Genomic DNA, 21,903 nt, shown 5'->3' on the forward strand with positions numbered 1-21,903 from the left:
CATCCGTTTATTGAAAATATAAAAATAGTATTATGTTTCAAACCATAGCGGCAGACGTCCAGCGCATTCACACCGGTTTGAACGGGTAAGGAGGAGGCCGCAGGCGAAAACTTCTTACAGATAAAAGCGCCCTGCGGCGTTAACAGGGCATCGGATGTTAACTGGCATACCTTACTACTGCGCCGGCAGCAGTCAGTGTTGAGGTTATTTCAACCGGAGCATCTTCCCGAGCAAGATATCGGTTGATTCGAGCATGTCCGTATCAATACCTGCGGAGGGCGTAAAGGTCAATTCGCCAAAAATGGGTTTGCCGTTGGCAATGTAGAAATCGACACGGACAAACTCAAAGGGCGCAGATAATTTTCTGGCGTACTCGAATAGCTCGTCATATCCCGCGGGTTTAACAAAGGCATCTATCTCCTGCTGACTAAGCGCCAGGCAATCCTGGCTGTAGCAAAGAAACTTGAAGTCTTTGTCAAAAAAGTAATATTTCGGCATGCCGGTTTCTCTGCCAACACAAAGTAATGTGCAGTAAGGAACACCATGGAAACAGTATATTTTATAATCATCAGGGCCATGACCACTGGATGACTCTATAAATTTCTCACCGATTATCTTTTTATTGATTTGCTTATAGTTCAGCTCTGCATAGACCTTCCAGTAGTCCTCTTTCATCCAGTTATCAATGGTTTTCGCGGCCCTGGTAACGTCCAGCGACTTTTTATCCTGACAGATCAGGTTGTAACCAGAACCATGATTGCCCTTAATCACAAACTTATCAGGCAAGGAATCCCAAGGGATCTCATCGACTGAATCGCAAACGAAGTAAAGCTCATTGAGAATTTCTTCACACCCTTTCGCCTTCAAATACTCCCTGACTGCGTATTTATCCGCACATTGCGTAACCAGTGCATTGTTGCTGTAATCGTTAAGTTTTAGATAGTTTATCTTTTCGTTCCAGGTCACAGGCGGGTTAAGATTTAACCTCTTCCCGAATGCTTTTTTATATATTAATTTGGTTTTAAAAGTCGGTGTGAATGTAGCCAATTGGTTCATGATAAATTTATTAATATTCTTTTTCATACAACCTGTCTCATAACTTGAACAAAGTATTAAAACGGCTCCTGGAAGGAACCAAAGGAGATTTGTTGCTATTGGCTGTTATTGCTCACTACGCCATTGAATCATCGCCGGCGCGGTACTCAGATCAAATTTATTCTCGCCCAGCACCCGATTGAGGATACGGGCCGATCGCCAGGCCACCAGACTGAGCTGAGGATCGGCAATCCCGTGGTGGTCCATGCTGGCATTGACGGCAAACAAAGCATTCTCATGCTCCCCCTCACGCTCCAGAGTAAAATCAGAGGCAATACGATATTGCCCATCGGCATCGGTTAACATCCGGTCCGCCAGGGAGGCAAGAAAAGCCGGTTGAGCCTGTTCATAACCGGTAGCAAAGATAACCACATCGGCATCCAGGGTCTCGCGCCCCAGGTCAAGATGATGCTGCGTCTCCAACCGATAAAAATTATCCTGGGCATTAAGGGCCGTCACTGAGCGGCTGGGTAGCAGGCGTACCCAGCGTTTTTCTTGCAGAACATCGAAACGGTGATACATGGCGCGATAAATAGCTAAGAGAGACTCGCTGGTGATGCCATCGGAGGTCATTTTTTGTTCACGCAGCATCTGCTGTTTGGCGGTGTTGCTGAGCGTGTAGAAGTCGTCGACATAATCGGGCGTAAAATACTCATTAGCAAAGGCCGCTTCATCAAGAGCGTTGTAGTTGTTACGCCGGGAGATCCAACTCAGTTGCTCTGGCTGGCCCCACTCGCCCTGAAAAATATTAAGGAACAGATCGGCTCCGCTTTGCCCCCCGCCCACAATGGCCACGCGTTTCCCGCTAAGGTTTGGCTGGCGAAACATCATTTCGCTGGCGTGAAAACATTGAGCATTTTGTTCGGTCACGCAGTCCGGCAGTTTGACTTTCTTGCCAATGCCCACGCAGACATGTTTAGCGTAAAACACCTGATTCTGGGTGGTGACAACATACTGCCGCTGTTGGCTATCAAACTCCACGCGCTGAACGTCCTGGTTGAAAACCAGCGAATCCAGCCCCGTGGCAGCCCAGTTGAGATAATCGGCAAACTCTTCACGTGACACCGTGCGTTGTTCTGTTGTCAGGAAACGGTAGAACTTTTTCCTTTTCACCAGATAGTTGAGGAAGCTAAAAGGGTTGGTTGGCGAGACGGCGGTCACCAAATCCTTCAAAAAACTGGTCTGCATACTGCATTCCGCCAGGATCATGCCTGGATGCCATGAAAACTGCGATTTGCGCTCGAGGAATTTGCAATTAAAACCTTCGATTTCGCTGCCAAGGGCAGCAATACTGAGGTTGGACGGACCGATGCCAATACCGATAAAGTCCAAACACGGGTTCATTAGTGTGCTCCTGAGTGAATAAATAGACTGGCCGAGAAATTTATCCGGTTGTAAAAAGAACAATTAAATAATAATCACAGCATGATATTATTATTGCCATCCTGACAATTGAAGACAAATTAACCCTGCGCCATTAGTGTTATCGCGGAGTCATGAAAAAGGTGTGCTTTTGAAAGAATTTCGAGGAAATGAAATTCAATGGGACAACAGAGGAATTCATAACATATCCCTATGTTAGTTTGCATATTCCACATGGCATCATCCTTAATTAGACACAGCCTGTTCAGAGTAGCGCTAAAGTTGCACGTTGACATGTGAAAAAAAATAACATTAGGGCTAACACATGAGTTGTTAATGTGAAATTAAAAGTGAAATCGTAAAAAATCATAAAATTTCACCTTGGTTTAGGCAGTGTTTCGGCTAGGGCACAGCCCGTGAAATGCTCCCTGCGCAAAAGGGAAAAGATAGAATGCATTAAATATCAATGAGTTGACAATTGAAGTGACTATGAAAGGAGGAATCAAACAAAAGTCTGTAAGGTTTCTGGTGATTTAAGTCATCCCATACGCCTTAAAGTGGGTCAAACGGTATTTTGCCATTCTTCTGGGAAGTCATTGACAGGGAAAGTTAGCGATTTAAAATAACTTCCCCATAGAAATTAATTTAGGGCCTGGCTCAATCTATTGCCGTATTTCCCCTATTGATAGATTCGTGCCTCATAAGGACGAAGTATTTGTCGTTCACCCTGGTGGGAATAATTACTCAACAACAATGATCTTTTTCCCAATGGCAAGAGTTGAGAGTCAATTTGTTGTGTTTCACCACTCAGGTTGCACAATACCCACCCTTGCCGTTGATCCAGGTTACGGCTGTAAGCGTAAATATGGGGATGCGCCGCCAGTTGTAATTGGTAGCGGCCATAGACCCACATCGGATCCTGCTTGCGTAGGCGGATCAAGGCCCGGTAAAAACTCAGCACCGAATCCGGCTCGTTACGCTGACGCGCCACGTTAATCTGTTCAAAGTTGGCATTCAACGAGAACCACGGCGTAACGGTACTGAAGCCAGCATGAGGCCCGTCGTCCCACTGCATTGGGGTTCGTGAATTATCGCGCCCACTACGACCGAGAAACGCCAGGATCTGAGCTTCATCCATGCCCTGCTCCTGCAGTTTGGCAAAGCGGTTTCTGGCGGCAATATCGTTAAAATCCGCCAGACTCGTGAAGCGGGTATTGGTCATCCCCAGTTCCTGGCCCTGATAAATAAACGGTGTTCCCTGCATCAGGAAATACATGGCGGCGATGGCGGTAGCACTTTCACGCCAATACTGCCTGTCGTCACCCCATTTAGAGACCACGCGCGGAATATCATGATTTTCGACGTACAACGCGTTCCAGCCTTTCCCTTCCAGCAATGTCTGCCAGCGGGTAAAGATATCTTTCAGACCCATTACATCGAGCCCAGCGTCCGGTGACTGCTGATGGCTGGTTTCCCACAGTTTGACGTGTTCAAACTGGAAGATCATATTCAGGCGGCCGTGCTGTTCCCCCACCCAGTCCTCGCCCTGCTGTGCCGAGGCCCCGTTCATTTCGCCCACCGTCATGATGTCGTAGCGGTTAAATACCTGCTCGCACAGGTCATCGACATAGTCCAGCAGGCCGTCGTAGTTAAGATGCCGTTCGAACGACGGCACGTAACGCAGTCCCTGCGGGTTGGGCATATCGGTCAGCCCCGGCTGTTTTTTCATATGGCAGATAGCGTCGATGCGGAAGCCGTCAATGCCCTTGTCCAGCCACCAGCGCATCATGTCATACAGCGCCGCACGCACCTGTGGGTTTTCCCAATTCAGATCCGGTTGACGTTCAGAGAACAGGTGCAGAAAGTATTGTTCGCTGCCGGGGTCATATTTCCAGGCGGAACCGTTGAAAATGCTTTCCCAGTTGTTGGGTTCCGCGCCGTTTTTGCCGTCTCGCCAGATATACCAGTCGCGTTTGGCACTCGATTGAGATGACCGGGATTCAATAAACCACGGATGCTCATCCGAAGTGTGGTTGACCACCAAATCCAGTATCAAACGCATGCCGCGGGCATGCACTTCGGCCAACAAACGGTCAAAGTCCGCCATGGTGCCGAACTCCGTCATAATGGCCTGATAATCACTGATATCGTAACCATTATCATCGTTCGGCGAGCGATACATCGGGCAGATCCAAATCACGTCAATGCCCAGCCACTGCAAATAGTCCAGCTTGTCGGTGATGCCATTCAGATCGCCAATGCCATCGCCGTTAGAATCCATAAAGCTGCGCGGATAGATCTGATAAACCACCGCCTGTTTCCACCAACGCACGGTTTGCCCACTGCTCATGTCCCGACTTCCTTTAATTGATTAATGCGCCTGTTCCGACGCCAGTATGCGCTGGAACGCCTGGCCCTGAGAGTCAAACAAATAACAGCACTCCACCGGCAGACGCACACCCACCGTATCACCGGCCTGAATGGTCGAACGCTCGGGGTTACGCAGTACCCAGGGCTCGCAAGCGTTGCCATTATCCAGATAGAGATAGGTTTCATTGCCCATATGTTCAACGAACATCACCTCCCCCTGAAACTCGCACTGGGCCAGTTCACCGCCGCGAATATGCTCCGGTCGAATGCCGACGTTAACGCTCTGGCCTTCCGCCCCGGCTGGCGTGGCGATCGGCAGTACCAGCGCCTTGCCGTTGTCCAGTTCCACCACGCTTTGGCGTTCACCGGCACGCCGTAAAATTGCCGGGATCAGGTTCATTTTTGGCGAGCCAATAAACTGCGCGACAAATTCATTGGCCGGCTGGTCATACAGTTCCAGCGGCGTCCCCACCTGTTCAACCTGCCCCTGGTTGAGCACCACAATGCGGTCGGCCAGCGTCATGGCTTCCACCTGATCGTGGGTGACATAAATAATGGTCGACTTCAGCCGCTTATGCAGCGATGCCACCTCCATACGCATCTGCACCCGCAACGACGCGTCGAGGTTGGAAAGTGGTTCATCGAACAGAAACAGCTTGGGTTCGCGCACGATGGCGCGGCCAATCGCCACCCGTTGCCGCTGACCACCGGAAAGATCCTTCGGCCGACGTTCCAGCAATGGCTCAAGCTGCAAGATACGCGCACTCTCACGTACCCGATTGTCGATTTCCGCCGCCGAATGCCCTGCCAACTCCAGCGCAAACGCCATGTTTTTATACACGCTCATGTGCGGGTAAAGTGCGTAAGACTGGAATACCATGCCGATGCCACGTTCGGCGGGCGTATCGTCATTGACATAGTTGCCATCGATATACATGCCACCGCTGCTGATCTCCTCCAGCCCGGCAATCATCCGCAACAGGGTAGATTTGCCACAGCCGGAAGGCCCGACGATCACCACAAACTCTCCGCTATTGATCTGCAGATCCAGCGATTTGATCACCTCGGCGTTCGCCCCGTAGCGTTTTTGCAGTTTTTCCAGCGTTAATTGCGCCATATTCCTCCCGTTCTCACACCCAATTGGCATTTGGCGGGACGCCGACCAGCGCCCCGCCATCCGGTTTATTTAAGGTAATCGAGCCACGGCCCCTGGCGTGAAATCATCACGTCCACCAGTTCGGGGATCGCCCGGCACTTGTCGTTGACCGAATCGACCAACAGCGCCTGGATCACCAGGTCACGCGAGCCTTCAATGACCGCGTCGGCGGTCAGATCGTGAATGGCAATCTGATTGCTGAGCAAGCCACCGATGCCGGCCGGCATATTGACCTTGATGCCATGCACGCCCTTGCGATCGATAATGGCCGGCACTTCAACCGCAATAAACTCCGGCAATTGTTTGATAAACCCCAGGTTAGGGATATTGACCGCCGACTCTTCATAGCCGGAATCGGTCAGGATCCCTTCCATGATCGGCACCACGCGCTCTTTCAGCTTCAGTTCTATTTTCGGCTGCACATGGCCGAGGTAATTGCGATAGAAGGTGTAGAAATCGAGGATGCCGCGATGATCGCTGACCTCACTGGCCCAGCGGATGTATTCGCCAAAATGACTGTCGCCGGTGATCGGCAAGTGGTGGAATTTTTCCAGAATTTCTTTAAACAGCGTGCGGTCGGCCCAGGGATAGGCACTGTCTTTGCCGCCCAGCGCATCGCGCTCGGTGCTGCCCTCGGTCTGCACCAGTTTGCCGTGGGTACGGGTGTAAGCCAGAATGTCGCTGTAGCCCGGCAGGCGGGAAAAATAATCCGGTGCCTTGGCACGCACATCGGCATAAGCGTCCTTACCGCTGTCTTTGTAGCTGGCTTCCAGCAGTACGCTAAAGTGGTTAAGCCCGGCGGCCCGCAGGTTGAGGTTTTCAAACGAAGTGCCGAGCATTTCCGGCAGATAGCGCTCCAGCGAGGCAATTTCGTGGCACATGCCGACAAAATTGAGCTGCGGGAAGCGACGATGCACGGTGGTGCAGATACGGCTCATCGGGTTGGAATAGTTAAATATCCAGGCATTTGGGCAGATGTCGGCGACGTCGGCGCAGATGTCGAGGATCGGCGGAATAATCCGCAGCGAGTGGAACAGCCCGCCGGGACCGCCGTTTTCGCCATACACCTGCCCAATGCCGTATTGCTGCGGGATTTGCCAGTCCAGATCCCACAGCGCAAAGCGGTCGCCCACCTCAATGGAGATAATCACAAACTCCGCCCCGCGCAGCGCGGTTTTACGATCGGTGGTGGCACTGACGGTAAAGGGTAAATCTTCCGCCGCCAAAAATTCCCTGGCGGTTTTCTCGGTCACCGCCAGAGCGGCCGGGTTGATGTCATGCAGCACAATTTCGCTGCCGTACAACGTTTTGCTCTGGAAGATATCCCCCAGCGTGCCGTAGCCGAATTGCGCGCTGCCCGCACCCACTAAAACGATTTTTGTAGCCATTGGTTTGCTCCTGCTTAGGGTTAATCGAAAATCAGCCTTTTACTGCGCCGTTGGTTAATCCGCTGACGATACGGCGCTGGAAAATCAGAACCAGTGCGATGATCGGCAGTGTGACGATGACCGAGGCCGCCATGATGGCGCCCCAGGGAAGTTCGAACTGAGAGGCGCCCTGCAGCATGCCAATCGCTACCGGCACGGTGCGTTTGCCGCTGGAGATGACAAAGGTCAGCGCGAACATGAATTCATTCCAGGCACCAATAAATGCCAGCAGCCCGGTAGTCACCAGCGACGGGCCCATAATCGGCGCAAAAATACGGCTGATGATGGTCCAGGTACCGGCACCGTCGACGATCGCCGCCTCCTCCAGTTCCGCCGGGATCGCCTTCATAAAGGTGGTCAACACCCAGACGGTAAACGGCAGTGAAAAGGTGGTATAGGACAGCACCAGCGCGCCCAGAGAGTCATACAGCCCCATAAAGCGCACCAGTTCGAACATGCCGGACAGCACTGCCACCTGCGGGAACATCGACACGCAAAGAATGGTGAACAGCAGATACTTGCGGCCGCGAAAACGGATACGCGCCAGGGCAAATGCGGCGGTAATTGATACCAGCAAGCAGATGCCCACCGTTAACGTCGCCACGGCGATGGAATTGAGCAGGCTGCGGGCGATGCCGTTTTCCAGCAACGCCGTCAGGTAATTGCCCCAGTGCAGGTTGCTCGGCAGATAGGCGACCTGGAACAAATCCTGCCCCGAACGCAATGAGGTGATCAGCGCGTAATAGAACGGAAACAGGCAAATCAGGCTGGCCAACGCGGCAGCGGCAAATATCAGCGCCTTGTGGCCGTACTTTTGCTGTTGGCGACTCAGTTTCATGCGCGTTTCTCCTTATCATTCAGGCGACCCAGCGTGAGAAAACAGGCGGCGATACCTGCCACCATCATAAACACCAGCACCGAAGCAGCCGAGCCAGAGCCCATTTCCTGATAGCTGACCATGCGGTCGCGGGCATAACCGGATACCGACACCGTAGCCTCGCTATTCGAGGTCAGCACATAAATCAGATCAAACACCCGCAATGCATCCATCACCCGGAAAATCAGCGCAACAATCATCGCCGGCATAATCAGCGGCAAGGTAATACGGCGAAAGCGCTGCCAGGCGTTGGCACCATCGACCCGCGCGGCCTCATACAAATCGCCGGGAATCAATTGCAGCGCAGCCAGCAACATCAAGGCCATAAACGGCGTGGTTTTCCAGACGTCGGCAATCACCACTGCCCACATCGACAGCCCCGGTTCCGCCACCCAGGCCAAAGGCGTGGCGATGACGCCGCTTTTGAGCAGCAGGTCGTTGACCACTCCATACTGGTCATGAAACATCCAGCCCCACATTTTGGCGGAAACAATGGTCGGGATAGCCCAGGGCACCAGAATGGCGGTGCGGACCAGCCCCTGCCCACGGAATTTCTGATTCATCAGCAACGCCAGCAGCATGCCGAACACCAATTCCAGAGAGACCGAAAGCAGGCTAAAACGCAGCGTATTGCCCACCGCCAGCCACCACAGCGGATCCGCCAGCACGCCGTAATGGTGGCCGTCCGTAGTCAGGTCAAGGTAGTTGGCGAAACCGACAAAACGATAGTCGTCCGGCGCGTCCAGCATGGCGTCGGTGAAGCTGTAAAACAGGGTGCGCAGCAGTGGCCAACCCGCCACCGCCGCCAGCAACAGCATGGCCGGTGCCACCAGCAGCCAGGCGATGCGGCTGCGACGCTGTTGGTGATTAAGCTTGCTGCGCCTGACCGCCCGCGCTTGGGCAGGGGCTGGCGTGGCCGTCAGGGATAAAGCGTGAGTATCGCGTTTCATGCATCAGACTCCGGCGGTTAATGGATAGTTACCCTGCTTTCAACGCCATCCTCTGGCTTTAATCCGTTCCAGTCTTTGCTGTAGATCCGCCACTGCCGTGACACCGTCACTATCACCGCGCAGCACGTTAAAGGTGGCGTTGTAGATAGCCCGGGAGACCTGCGCATACTGCCTTTTGGTTTGGGTTGCCGGGCGCGGCATCGCCTGGGCGAAAATGCCCTTGAAGTCCGCCAGATAAGGCGCCTGTGCCAGTACCTGCGGATCGTCGTATAGCGCCGTGCGGGAAGGTGCCTGGCCCAGCAGCGCCAGCGCCCTTTTTTGCGATTCGGCATCGCTGACGATTTTCAGCAGCGCGATGGCCGCCTGAGGGTTTTTGGTATAACCGTTGATCGCCCACTGCCAACCGCCCAATGCACTGACTGAACGGCCATCGGCGCCTTTCGGCAGCGGCATCACGCCCACCTTGCCGCGGATCGCACTGCTGTTGTCCTGTGCCAGCACGTAGGCGTATGGCCAGTTGCGCATAAACATGGCATCGCCGTTCTGGAATACCGCCCGCGACTCCTCCTCCATGTAGCCAAGCGTTCCTCTGGGGGTAATCTTGCCGATCCAGCCAGCGGCCATATCCAGCGCCTGCGCCGCCTGTGAGTTGTTGATGGTGATATTGCCTTCGGCGTTGATAAAACTGCCGCCGTTCTGTGAAGCCACCCATTCGAGTGCGTTGCAGGTCAGCCCTTCATAAGATTTTCCCTGGAATACCAACCCCCAGAAGTTCTTATGACCGGCGGCACGTTCACCCTGCTGAATGCGGGTGGCGATGCGGGTCAGATCGGCCCAGGTTACCGGCGGCTGTTCGCCGTATTTTTCCAGCAGATCCTTACGGTAGTAGAGCGCGCCGCTGTCCAGATAGGCCGGTACCGCTTTGACCCGGCCGTTGACCACGTTGTTTTGCCAGGCGGCAGGGAAAAAATCCGGTTGGATGTCGCTCACGCTGTCGGTCAAATCCAGCAGGTGCTTGTTCAGTACGCCGATCCACACGGTATCGGCCTGGAACAGATCGATGGCGCTGGCGTCTTTGGCCGCAAACAGTTGCTGGAATAGCGACAGTTTTTCATCAGAAGCAGGAGGCAGATCGATAAACTCCAGGCTATGGCCAGTCTGGGCCTCGAAGCGCTGCTTGATCTCATTGCAGTACTGGCGCCCCTCTTTGCTGGGTGCGCACTGCATGCGCAGCGTGTCGGCCTGCGCCTGACCCGCTGACAACGCCAGTGCGGCAGCAACCATACTCGGTATCAATCTTCTCATTGCATCCTCTGGGGTGGCGGCTGGGAATACCGGCATGGGAGCAAGCTATCGAAGGCGGGTCATTGGCGGAAATCGTTTTTCATCGCTACGATATAGAAACTTTCTATACCACCAGTGGAAAATATGATCGTGGACAAAATTCTGCGGCAGTTTATCGAAGTAGCGATGTTCAAAAATGTGAGTCATGCAGCAAACAAGCTTTGCCTGAGCCAGCCAACGCTGACCCACAACATGAAGAAACTGGAAGAAAATCTGGGGGTGCAACTGCTGGAACGTACCTCAACCGGAGTGAAAACCACTGAATACGGTGACCTGCTGCTGGAGCAGGCACAGATGATGCAGCGAATTTACGACAATACGCTGATCAAACTGGCATTTATCAAGGCGCGTCAGGAGCAGAGCTTGCGCATGGGCACCGGTCATGCCTGGTGGTATATGTTTGTGCGCGACAGTTTCAACGCCTACCGCAAGCTGCACCCGTCGGTGAATATCCATATCGATCTGGGTAACCATCTGCGCCTGATGGATTTACTGTTGGGCGGCGATATCGATTTGTTTATCGGTCATGAAATTCAGGGGTTGAACCCCAAGGCAGGCATCAGTTTTCTGCCGCTGTTCGGCACCAGCGACACCATGTTCGTGCGGCGCGGGCATCCATTACTGGGCCAACCGGTAGCGCCGGACGCATTACTGGACTATCCCTGTGTCGAACTGACGCCGGATGAAAGCCGTTATCATCATATGGTGGAGGATATGCAGCCGAAAAAGCTGGCGCGCAACCGCCTGCACCTGGCGGAACGGGTGATCTGTTCGACCAACTCGATGATGTCGGCAGTGGATATGATCAACGATTCCGACGCGGTGCTGCTGGCCTATCCTGCCTGCATGGCGGGCTATTTTGCCGATTACGGGATCGAGCCATTGCAACTGACTCAGCCTGGCCAACGCTGTACCGTCGGCATTTATCTGATGCGCGAAAAAGCGGATGCCCCTCATCTGGTGCAGATGCAAAGGTTAATGCAGCAGCACCTGGAGCCGATCCGCCCTCTGTTGTAATTGTCATCCAGTCGATAACGCATCATTGGGCGGCCCCGGGGCCTTTCTGGGCATATACTTAACAGAGTGTTCAGGATGGAGGTAACTGCGATGAAAACAATGATCCCTGTGCTGTTGATGCTGATGCTTTCCGGCTGTATGGGCAGAGGCGGCCCACAGGATGTCCCGCCACCGCCCGTACATAACGATCCACAAACCTGTAATAACACGTCCGCCAGTGCCAACAGCGATTGCTCGCAGTCCGTGGTACCGGCGATGCACTGAGTTTGCTCTGCACCTCAGTATCGTTAATTTATGCACTTCCGTGAACGCCCCCTCTCCCAAGGGAGAGGGTATTATTACGAAGATTGTTCTTCGTCGTTGGCCAGGTTTTTCGCCTGTTGCTTCATAAACACCACTTCCTGCGGGCTGGACATATTGACCCGCTCCGCGCGCAGCAGTTTGAGGATATTGAACAGCAGTTCGCTTTTGGTGGCACCCACCATCCGTGGGCTGGCTACATAACCGGTCACGCTAAGAATAATGCCGTCCGGGCCAAGCTGACTAAAACGAACATAAGGCGCAGGCGTTTCCTGAATGGCTTCATACTCCTGGTAAGCACTCAGCAAGATATTACGTACCTGCTCCGGATCGATATCCGTCGGGAAGGTCAGCGCGATGGTCACCACGCCCTGCGCATTGCCCATGGTGGCATTACGCACGTTTTGCGAAATTAGCTGCGAGTTGGGTACGATCATGGTCGAACGGTCACTGAGTTGGATCTCGGTGGCGCGCACGTTAATACGACGCACATCCCCTTCTACACCGCCAATACCGATCATATCGCCCACTTTTACCGGCCGTTCGGTCAGCAGGATCAGGCCGGAAATGAAGTTCTTCACTATCTCCTGCAGACCAAAACCGATACCCACCGACAACGCACTGACGATCCACGCCAGATTGTTCCACTGGATGCCCAGCGCCGCCAGGGTGATCAGGATCAGCAGCACGTAACCCACATTGCTGAACAGCGTGACCAGTGATGCACGAATACCGATGTCTGAAATGGTTTTCGGCAACAGTTCCTGGCTGAGCCAGCGCTGGGTCACCCGCAGAATATAGATACCGATCGCCAGACAAATAACCGCGTTAATCAGGTTGCCCGGCACAATATTCAGCCGTTGCAGCCCTTCGCCGCTCAGAATGGCAATGATCTTGTCCAGCAACGAGTTGGGCGTGGTGGTGCCGAACGAGCCGTTAAACAGCGAGACAATCATTAATAACAACAGAGAACACTTGGCAATGGCGGTGAAGATAATCGCCATTTGCTCCAGATGACGGTCTTTGAAGTTGAAGGACTTTTTAAGCATCTTGCCGCTGGCGGTCTGCGAAGAAAATATCGCACCGCACAGATCGGTGGCGAACATCAGCAGAAAATAAAACGCCATCAGTACCAGGGCGACCCAGATCACCTGATAGGTCAGGAATCGGGCGAAGGCGATATACCCCACCAACAGTGAAAACAGGATTATCACCGAACACACCAGGGTACTCATGTGCAGCAAGCCACTGAGAGTAGAGCGCTTCTCTACGTGCTCACCCTGCTGCTCCAGTTGGCGGCGAATGCGCTGGGAGCGCAACGGCATCGCCAACAGCACCATACCGATTAATCCGGCAACCAGACCGTTGCCGAAAATGGTGGTGCCCAGACTGGCACTCACCACGTTGTTGATAAGCTCAATTGAGCCAAATGCCAAGGCTAACCCGGCCAGCAGCGGCGAGAAATAGCGTAAACCGGCGGCCACCGCGTCATCCATGGCACCCAGACGCCATGACGGGCGGTTAAGAGACAGCGTCGCCCGGCCCAGACCGGCAATCAGTGCGCAGAAGATCCCCAACCGATAAAAGCCTTCGGCAAAATCTTCCAGCATTCCCGGCAACGGCTGCACGCGGGTAAAAGTGAGATACAGCAGATTCAGCGCAATACTGGTGGTGATAACCGTAACGGTGACGGTCATTATCGCCATAAAGCTGCGGCGTAAACGGCCATCCGGCAGAAAACGAATACTCACCCAGGCCAGAAAACGCTCGGAAAAATAACGCCCCCATGACCAGATAATCACCGCCAATACCAAAAAAGTGAGAGTGCCATAGCGCCACTCTTCCTGCCAGCTGGTGTCCCAGGCCTGTTTCATGGCCGTATTAAACTCGTCCAGGCGCTGCATGTCACTGGCGGCAGGTTGCACCACCGGCGACCAAAACTTGCTGCCCAGCACGCTACCGGTATTCAATGCCAATTGGGTTTTGAACGCCACCCGACGCAAATCACTGATTTGCTGGCCCAGATCAATCGCACCGGCCCGCATGGCCTGTGCGCGTTTCACCGCATCATCCAGTTGTTTTTTACTGTTATTCAATGTATTACGCTGCTGCACCACGGCGGCAGTTTCGGCCATCGAACCGGCGGCCGGCTGCGGGCCTAGCACATCAAGTTGCCCCTGCAGTTTCTCCTGCGCCGGTTGTAGATCGGTTGCCAGTTTATCCAACCCGGCGGCCAGATCGTCGGTAGCCAGCTTCAGCTTGCTGAGTTGGTTATCGTTGTCGGCCTTGGAGACCTGCTGTTTGATACTGTCCAACTGCTTTTGGTAGTTCTTCAGCGCAACCGCAGGGTCTACCGGGGCTTCAACAACAGGAACATCATCATCCTGTGCGGCGACGCTGGTCAGCGGCGCCAACTGCAAGCCAAGCAGCAGGAACAGGAAAAGAATAATTTGACGGGGCTTTAACATAAATTCGGTGCTCAGCATTTGCATGATAGACAGACGAAACAAGCGGGCCGGTATTCACCGACCCGTTTGGCTAATCATAAACTGTGATTATGATAACTGCTTAATCTGCGCTTAAATATCAGTATTACTCCCATTCAGCACGATTATCCGCACCGCCGCCTCTGTCTGCATAATCCCGCCAGAGTTTTCCGCTTACGGCACTGATAACTAGAGTAATTCACAGTGGCGTAAGCGGACAAAGCGCCCTATACTCAGCTCACTCATTAACCAACGAAATAAAAGGAGGATTACTATGCCGATGTGTGAATTGTTTTTTTACTCACACTTCTATAGTAATCGCTGCTGCTCAAGCATTACCGGTATCGTGCTGCGATAACCCAGGCTTGAGCGAAGCTGATTAAAATCTGAAGTTCCTTCCCTCCGGCTTACCGGGTTGTCGTCAGCGATGTTTGACGATAGGCATCTGCATGCCTGTAACTCTTGAGTAAGCAATGACCACATTACTATCTGCACAATCTGTCGGTTACGACAATAATTTCGGTCCTCTGCTGGTTGAGGTTTCCTTCAGCCTGAAAAAAGGCGATCGCATCGGTTTAATCGGCCACAACGGCTGTGGCAAAAGCACCCTGCTTAAAATCCTCAGCGGCGATCTGCCTGCCGGTACCGGCAGCGTCACCCCTTCCCACCAGTGTCTGATGGCGCGGGTAGAACAGCATCTGCCTGAAGCCCTGCACGACTGTACCCTGCTGGATGCGGTACTGGCCCGGCTGCCTGAAAATCAGCGCATCAGTGAAAGTTGGCAGGCTGAGGTTCTTCTGACCAGCCTGGGTTTTGCGCCACCGTCATGGACGCTGACCGCCGGTACCCTGAGTGGCGGCCAGCACACGCGTCTGCTGCTGGCACGAGCATTAATCCGCCAACCGGACTTGCTACTGCTCGATGAACCCAGCAACCATCTGGATCTTCCTACTTTGCTGTGGCTGGAGCGGTTCCTGCAAAGCTGGTCCGGCAGTTTTGTGCTGGTGTCTCACGATCGCTATCTGCTGGATCAGGTCACTAACTGCACCTGGATTTTGCGCGACAAGACCCTGCAATTCTTCCGCTTACCCTGCACTGCTGCGCGCAAGGCGCTGGAGGAACAGGATGCGGCGGATGCCCATCGCCGTCAGGCCGAGCAAAAAGAGATCGACCGGGTGGCGAAAAGCGCCCATCGGCTGGCCATTTGGGGCAAGGTTTACGACAACGAAGATCTGGCCCGCAAGGCCAAGCAAATGGAGAAACGCGTTGACCGGCTGAAAGAGGAGCAAACCACGCTGAGCGCGGGCAGCCAATGGCGGCTCAGGCTGAAGGGAGAGGCGCTGGATGCCGATCGCCTGCTGGCCCTGCCACCAATGGAGGTTCGCCCGGCAATCGACGCGCCGGTGCTGTTTCGCCTCGACCCATTGCGGGTCAAAAGCGGTGACCGCATCGCCATCGTCGGACGCAATGGCTGTGGGAAATCTTCTCTGCTGCATCATCTGTGGCGTGAGTATCAGGATACGACCCTGCGGGAAACGGTTTTCCATCCCCGGGTTCGCATCGGGTATTACGATCAAAGCCTGCAGCAACTGCACGATGATGACACGCTGAGTGAAGCATTAACCCACTTTGCGGCGTTGACCGAAGATCAGCGCAAGATGGCGTTGATTGGTGCCGGTTTCCCCTATCTGCGTCATCAACAACGCATCAGTACCCTGAGCGGTGGCGAGCGTTCACGCCTGCTGTTTGTCGGCCTGACGCTGGCCAACCATTCGCTGTTGTTGCTCGATGAACCCACCAACCATCTGGATATGGAAGGCAAGGAGGAGCTGGCGGAGACTTTGCGCCAGTTTGACGGCGCAGTCATATTGGTCACTCATGACCGAATGCTAATCGAAAATAGCTGCAACCGTTTCTGGTTGATTGACCATCAGCGGCTGGAAGAGTGGCAGGATCTGGAGCCGGTTTACGCCCGGCTGGCAGAAGAACGTGACACCGTCACTATGACTATCCCAAACCAGGATGCCGTCAATCATCCGTTGCAGCACGATGACGAGGAACGGCTGTTGGCCGCGCTGTTTGAACTGGAAAGCAAACTGCAGGAGGATTTGGCGCGCAAGCCAAAACATCAAAAAACGCACTTGCAGCAACAATGGCGCAGTGAGATTTCCACCCTCACCGCACGACTGAATCTGGAGTAACCTTTACAGGCCGCCCACGGGCGGCCTTTCCACAAGGCTCCGCTGCCGGACTCAGACGACCGATTTGGGCTTGATCGGCTCCACATGCCCTACCGCCCGCGAGATACTCGGGTAAAGCGCACGTAACTGGCGCTCTATGCTGTCTACCGCCGCATGCGCCGACGCGATAGAAGCCGCCGGGGAAACCCGACAATGGAAATTGACGATAATGCCGCCAGCGGTTTTACGTGCGCGGATGTTATGAACGTCCTGCACCATCTCGCCTTTTTCCACCGTGGTTTCCAATATCTGGCGAATGCTCGCCAGTTGCTCCGGCGCTACATCTTCGCTGGCGATCCAGTGATTCGTCTGGGGTTCCAGATGAGTTTCGATCTCCGTATCTTCACCAATCGCCTGCCGTAACAGCGTTTCAATCTCACTGGCAATTTCATGCGCCTGCGCCACGTTGGCACTGGCCGGCACGGCCAGATCCATGCTGATCGACATACGTTCCGGCAGTTGCTGCAACGCCAGATTTTGTACTACTGCGCCGTGGTTGGCGGCGATCACCCGGATACGCGTCGCCATGTCTTCGTCACTGCGGGTTTGTGGATTAGCTATAACCGTGGCTTCGGCATGGGCATACTGCTGCTCCAGCCGTTCGGCAATTGATTGCTTCAACGCGTTGATGCGTTCCAGCGGTAAAGTGCGACAGACAGCGACGGTAACCTCAATAAACAAGATGGCACCGGCGTTGCGAATGCGAATATTTTCCGTGGCCAGGATCGCCGGGAAGGACTCCAGCAAAGCACCGATCTCCTCCTTGGCACCGGCCGGTGCCGTGTCCATCAGCGAATCAAACGAGCGTTTACCCAATTTCACCGCTGCCACTACGATAAAACAAGCGACGATTAGCGCGGCGATGGCATCTGCGCGGGTGAAGCCCAGCATCACAAAGACCATACCTAACAGCACCACGGCGGAGGCAAGCATATCGGAGAAGAAATGCAGTGCGTCGGCTTCCAGCGCCGCACTGTCGGTCGCCTTCGCCACGCGATTGAGCGCCCTGACGCGGAAAAAGTCGACCACAATCGAGATCAACAGCACGGCAATCACCACCGGAGCAGCGACAATTTCATGGGCCTCACCCAACAGGCTTTTGCCGGCCTCATAAACAATCCACCCCGCCGCGCCCAACAGCAGCAGCACTTCAAACAACGCCGCCAGGTTTTCGACTTTGCCATGACCAAAATGGTGATCATCATCAGCCGGTTTGTCGCTGATACGCACCGCCAGCCAGGTAATGCTGGTGGCGATAAAATCGGTGAAAGAGTGGATCCCTTCGGAAATAAGACCAATACTGCCGGTAAAAATACCGGCAATAAATTTACCGGTTGCCAATAGCCCACTGGCTATCATGGAATTTCTGGCAACGGATTGTTTTTCATTTTGCATATTACGGCTCACATTCAAATGGGCAATTCATTTTTTTATTTTAGTAGAGCATTGCCAGACAAAGGCAACCAGCAGCATAGTACCCGAGAATGTCAGTATTAAACTAGACAGGAATTCTGATTTTCCGGTTGAATAAAAATAAATCTCATTCACACCAACAGAGATCATCAAAATGGCATAAAGTAAGCCAAGAATAAGAAGGATCATGGTGGTTATACTCCCAAAGTCCCCATTGGGCGGTCAGAGTTTAATCGCATCCTCCCCGTAGTAAATAAAACCTTCAGGGAGGATGCATCCAGGCGGATCTTTAGCGTTCATTAATCATCCCATTTAGTGCTCATATAGGCGGCTAACAGGCCCAGTGAGCTGATAATGCTCAGGAATCCTACAAAAATTGTCATATTTCCCATTATCTTGTCCTCGGTTAACTATTATCGATAGATGCCCCTTTAATTAAAAATCGGGGATTGTCATTACTCATGAGTATTTACGTTCCTCCTTTTCGGCAAGATAAAATACCCGCCCCGGCTACGACACGGAGCGGAGGTTGGTTTAAATCTCCAGAATATACTGGGCGATTTTAAAGTAAATAATCAGGCCGGTGCCATCAATAAAGGTGGCGATAAAGGGCGCCGACACCACCGCCGGGTCAATCCCCAGCCGCTTGAGCAGCATTGGGATAATCGAGGAGACAATGGCGCTCCAGACGGTGATCGCCACCAGCGACAGGCTGACCACCATCGTCACGTCCATACCCACCCCCATGATCCAGGCGCGCGCCCAGGCGGCTATACCAATGGTGGCAGCTATCAGCAGCGAAGTAGACACCTCTTTGCGGATCACTGCGCCCAGGTTACGCAAGCTGACTTCGCCAAGCGCCATGGCACGAACCAGAGTGGAGGTGATTTGGGTGCCGCTGTTGCCGCCGGTCCCGATCAGTAACGGGATGAAGAACGCCAGCGCAATCGCTGCTTCCAACTGTTCTTCAAATGCCTTGAGCACATTCCCGGTGTAGGCTTCCGCGACAAACAACATCAGTAACCAGACCGAACGCTTGCGCCATAACGCCCAGGGGCTGGTTTCCAGATAAGGTTTATCCAGCGGCAGGCTGGCGCCCTGGCGCTGTGCATCCTCGGTGTTTTCGTCTTCAATCAGTCGGGCAATTTCTTTTTCACCCAACACACCCACCAGGGTTTTATTGACCACCACCGGCACCACGTCCAGCCCGCCCTTACCCAATAAATGCGCGACATCATTACGATCGTCATCGGGTGAAACCTGAAAATAGCTGTGGTTGATCATGACCCCAACGGCTTTATCGTTATCTTCACATTGCAGTAATTTTTTAACCGAAAGTGTACCGCGCAAATGATAATCGTCGGCGGTAACAAACAGTTGAGTCGGAATTTCGTCGGTTTTAAGTTGCGAAAGAAAATATTCCTTTGCCTTATTGACCGTCATATTACCTGGGATGGTAATGAAATCGGCGTTCATATAGCCCGCCACCGAAGACTCATCAAGAGTTTCAGTTGTGGCCAGCGCCGGGGATAGTGTGTTGTGATGTGACTTCATTATGTTAGTCCCTATTTCTGTTTGAACTTCAACAGCGAATCGCATAGGGGCGTTAACCACAGAGGGAGTGCAGAAAGCCTATCTCCGCGTCCAGGTTTTAGCACTATACAACGTATCTGATGTATTCATCAGAAGTTACCTTGGGCTGAACCTTAATCCGATAAAGCCTGTCTTAACCTTGGGCATCTCTCGATGTCGTCAGATCAGTAACCTGTGTTTGTATAGGAGCCTCGCCAAACGAGATACTGCATATAAACTACGGGAGGCAGTATAGGCGCGTTTTTTTATTTTCGGGTGAAAAACTGGCTGACCGTTTATGAAACATTTAGAAAAATAGATTAACAGCGGACCAGATTCATCCCAATCCGCATTATTAAATCGTCAATGCGCGATGATATACACATTTTTATCGTACAGCGGCCCCTGCCGGGTAAAGTCGATGCCCTTTACATAGGGTTTGACCAGCGTAGCGTTCGCTTCGTAATAAACCGGAGCCACCGGGGTATCTTTCGTCAGCAGATCTTCGGCCTGTTGGAAATACTGTTGTACCTGCTGCGGTGTCTGGGCCGCAGTGGCCTGATGCAATAAGCGATCGTAATTTTGATTGGCGTATTTGGCCGAGTTCTCACTGCTGGTGGAGCGGAAAACGTTCAGGAAAGTCGAGGGATCGTTGTAGTCCGCCAGCCAGCGGCTGAAAGCCACGCTGTACTGCCCGTTATTGATATTGTCCAGCACCACCTTGCGCTCCTGATTCTGCAGGCTGACGTCCACACCCAGGTTCTTTTTCCACATGGCGCTGGCGGCGATCACAATCTTCTTAATGGTCGCGTCATTGCTGTACAGCAGGGTAAAGCGTAAAGGACGTTCCGCCGTAAACCCGGCCTCGGCCAGCAGTTTTTTCGCCTGCGTGATGCGTTGTTCTTGTAACCATCCCGCCGCCTCACCGGCCTGCAGTTTAAAGCCACCGGCACCGGTTGGGGTAAAAGTCCAGGCCGGTTGCTGACCGTAGCCCAGCACTTTAGTGGCAATAACCGTTTTATCCAGCGCCAGATTTAATGCCTGACGCACCCGCACATCGTTAAACGGGGCCTGGCGGTTGTTAAAGGCAAAGTAACTGGTCGACAACAGCGGGTAAGTGATTAATTGCTCATCACCCAGGCTATTTTTTAACTGTTGGTACAGTTCCGGTGGCGCACTGTAACCCAGCTCAATCTCTCCGGCCCGGAAGCGCGCCACCTCCGGGAACCCCTGCAGCGGCAGGAAAGTCACTTTGTTGAGCACCGTATGGGCGTTATCCCAATACTGGGTATTGCGCACCACCACCACCTTTTCATTGACCACCCACTGCGCCAGTCGGAATGCCCCATTACCGACAAAGTTCTGCGGCTGCGTCCAGTTTTTACCGTACTTCTCCACCACTTTCGGGTTGACCGGCAGCACCGGGAAATGGACCAACTGTTTGAGCAGATAAGAGTTAGGCTCGGCCAAGGTCACCTGTAGGGTATGTGCATCCAGCGCTTTCACGCCCAGTTCTGTCGGTGGTTTACTGCCGGCATTAATTTCCGCCGCATTTAGCACGTAGGCGGATGCCAGATAACTGCCGTAGGGAGAAGCGGTTTTTGGGTCAGTCAGGCGTCTCCAGCTAAAGACAAAGTCCCCGGCAGTCACCGGATCGCCGTTGGACCACCTGGCGTCCGGGCGCAGATGGAAGGTCCAGACATTGCCCTGATGCTCCCATTTTGTCGCCAACGCGGGGATCACTTCGCCATTTTTACCCACCCGCAATAACCCTTCAAACAGGTCATTGAAGATATAAAACTCTACGTTGCTTTCCGCCAGATTCGGATCCAGCGTTGCAGGCTCATAGCCATTGGCCCGTACCAGCTCCTGCGTCGCCGCCAGTGACGTTCCTGCCGGTACCTCGGCGGCGTTAACCCCTACTCCCGCCTGAAAAGACAAGATGATTAGACCAGCCAATCCTTTAAGTTTGAATGAATACTTCACGTCGTTATCCCTTGTTGGTGTTTTGTCGACGTATATATACATTGAAGCAGTTGAATAACTTAAATGATTAAACGCTATGACTCATAACCAAAACAGCACTCGGCAAACAACGTGAATTTCTTTCATATTCAATCAAATAGCTACCCACCATGCCTGGGTAATATTCTAAAAGCTTAATTTTTCCTTAAGACGAGATAATTATTGAGCTAAAACTAAAAATAAATTAATACGAATCGTTTTCACTATCATTATTAATGTTCTTATATACAATCAGGGCTCCCAACGTCCGTTTGGCATAATTAGCATTT

General features: G+C 53.1%; 17 protein-coding genes and 1 riboswitch. Of the genes, 3 read left to right on the top strand and 14 right to left on the bottom strand.

Annotated features, from left to right (window positions below; translation table 11 throughout):
* Nucleotides 1–204: 204 nt before the first annotated feature.
* The 8 genes from M2406_RS06805 to M2406_RS06840 form a co-directional block, all read right to left on the bottom strand.
* Entirely contained in the window at nt 205–1,083 is an 879-nt protein-coding gene (locus tag M2406_RS06805; protein WP_259189386.1) for an ATP-grasp fold amidoligase family protein, read from the bottom strand.
* 78 nt (nt 1,084–1,161) lie between these two features.
* Complete coding sequence (locus tag M2406_RS06810; protein WP_259189388.1) at nt 1,162–2,439, bottom strand: lysine N(6)-hydroxylase/L-ornithine N(5)-oxygenase family protein; 1,278 nt, start codon at nt 2,437–2,439, stop codon at nt 1,162–1,164.
* Nucleotides 2,440–3,136: 697 nt separating this feature from the next.
* Nucleotides 3,137–4,807, bottom strand: a complete 1,671-nt coding sequence (locus M2406_RS06815; RefSeq protein ID WP_259189389.1) for an alpha-glucosidase — start codon at nt 4,805–4,807, stop codon at nt 3,137–3,139.
* A 21-nt stretch (nt 4,808–4,828) separates the two neighbouring features.
* Nucleotides 4,829–5,944 (bottom strand): ABC transporter ATP-binding protein, encoded by a 1,116-nt coding sequence (locus tag M2406_RS06820; RefSeq protein ID WP_017892921.1) that lies wholly within the window; start codon nt 5,942–5,944, stop codon nt 4,829–4,831.
* Between the two features lie 65 nt (nt 5,945–6,009).
* Nucleotides 6,010–7,371, bottom strand: coding sequence for an alpha-glucosidase (locus tag M2406_RS06825; protein ID WP_012145251.1), 1,362 nt, complete (start codon nt 7,369–7,371; stop codon nt 6,010–6,012).
* 31 nt (nt 7,372–7,402) lie between these two features.
* Nucleotides 7,403–8,248, bottom strand: coding sequence for a carbohydrate ABC transporter permease (locus M2406_RS06830; RefSeq protein WP_012145252.1), 846 nt, complete (start codon nt 8,246–8,248; stop codon nt 7,403–7,405).
* Entirely contained in the window at nt 8,245–9,237 is a 993-nt protein-coding gene (locus tag M2406_RS06835; protein ID WP_259189390.1) for a carbohydrate ABC transporter permease, read from the bottom strand. The genes M2406_RS06830 and M2406_RS06835 overlap by 4 nt, the downstream gene beginning before the upstream one ends.
* Before the next feature lie 39 nt (nt 9,238–9,276).
* Nucleotides 9,277–10,542 carry an ABC transporter substrate-binding protein gene (locus tag M2406_RS06840; protein WP_112364076.1) on the bottom strand — a complete coding sequence of 422 codons (1,266 nt, stop codon included), beginning with the start codon at nt 10,540–10,542 and terminating at the stop codon, nt 9,277–9,279.
* A gap of 123 nt (nt 10,543–10,665) precedes the next feature.
* On the opposite strand from M2406_RS06840, the gene M2406_RS06845 reads away from it, so the two are divergent.
* Both M2406_RS06845 and M2406_RS06850 read left to right on the top strand, forming a co-directional pair.
* Complete coding sequence (locus M2406_RS06845; RefSeq protein ID WP_012145255.1) at nt 10,666–11,598, top strand: LysR family transcriptional regulator; 933 nt, start codon at nt 10,666–10,668, stop codon at nt 11,596–11,598.
* A gap of 90 nt (nt 11,599–11,688) precedes the next feature.
* Entirely contained in the window at nt 11,689–11,862 is a 174-nt protein-coding gene (locus tag M2406_RS06850) for a hypothetical protein (protein ID WP_017892925.1), read from the top strand.
* Nucleotides 11,863–11,936: 74 nt separating this feature from the next.
* On the opposite strand, the gene M2406_RS06855 is transcribed toward M2406_RS06850, so the two are convergent.
* A complete protein-coding gene (locus M2406_RS06855) occupies nt 11,937–14,366 on the bottom strand; it encodes a DUF3772 domain-containing protein (protein WP_026142387.1) in 2,430 nt (809 codons plus the stop codon).
* A gap of 491 nt (nt 14,367–14,857) precedes the next feature.
* Between M2406_RS06855 and M2406_RS06860 the strand changes: the two genes are divergently transcribed.
* Nucleotides 14,858–16,585 carry an ABC-F family ATP-binding cassette domain-containing protein gene (locus tag M2406_RS06860; protein WP_259189391.1) on the top strand — a complete coding sequence of 576 codons (1,728 nt, stop codon included), beginning with the start codon at nt 14,858–14,860 and terminating at the stop codon, nt 16,583–16,585.
* Nucleotides 16,586–16,636: 51 nt separating this feature from the next.
* Here the strand turns inward: M2406_RS06860 and M2406_RS06865 are convergent, their stop codons facing one another.
* The 5 genes from M2406_RS06865 to M2406_RS06880 all read right to left on the bottom strand — a co-directional run bounded on the left by M2406_RS06865 (nt 16,637) and on the right by M2406_RS06880 (nt 21,637).
* Entirely contained in the window at nt 16,637–18,019 is a 1,383-nt protein-coding gene (locus M2406_RS06865) for a cation diffusion facilitator family transporter (protein ID WP_012145258.1), read from the bottom strand.
* A 27-nt stretch (nt 18,020–18,046) separates the two neighbouring features.
* Entirely contained in the window at nt 18,047–18,226 is a 180-nt protein-coding gene (locus M2406_RS26475; protein WP_071593016.1) for a hypothetical protein, read from the bottom strand.
* A gap of 110 nt (nt 18,227–18,336) precedes the next feature.
* Complete coding sequence (gene mgtS / locus M2406_RS06870; protein ID WP_013813036.1) at nt 18,337–18,429, bottom strand: protein MgtS; 93 nt, start codon at nt 18,427–18,429, stop codon at nt 18,337–18,339.
* A 142-nt stretch (nt 18,430–18,571) separates the two neighbouring features.
* Nucleotides 18,572–19,591 (bottom strand): magnesium transporter, encoded by a 1,020-nt coding sequence (locus M2406_RS06875; RefSeq protein WP_012145259.1) that lies wholly within the window; start codon nt 19,589–19,591, stop codon nt 18,572–18,574.
* A 75-nt stretch (nt 19,592–19,666) separates the two neighbouring features.
* Nucleotides 19,667–19,840, bottom strand: a riboswitch (M-box (ykoK) riboswitch).
* A 132-nt stretch (nt 19,841–19,972) separates the two neighbouring features.
* Nucleotides 19,973–21,637 (bottom strand): ABC transporter substrate-binding protein, encoded by a 1,665-nt coding sequence (locus M2406_RS06880; protein WP_259189392.1) that lies wholly within the window; start codon nt 21,635–21,637, stop codon nt 19,973–19,975.
* Nucleotides 21,638–21,903 lie beyond the last annotated feature (266 nt).

This window comes from Serratia sp. BIGb0163, from assembly GCF_024809935.1.
GTDB lineage: Bacteria > Pseudomonadota > Gammaproteobacteria > Enterobacterales > Enterobacteriaceae > Serratia > Serratia quinivorans.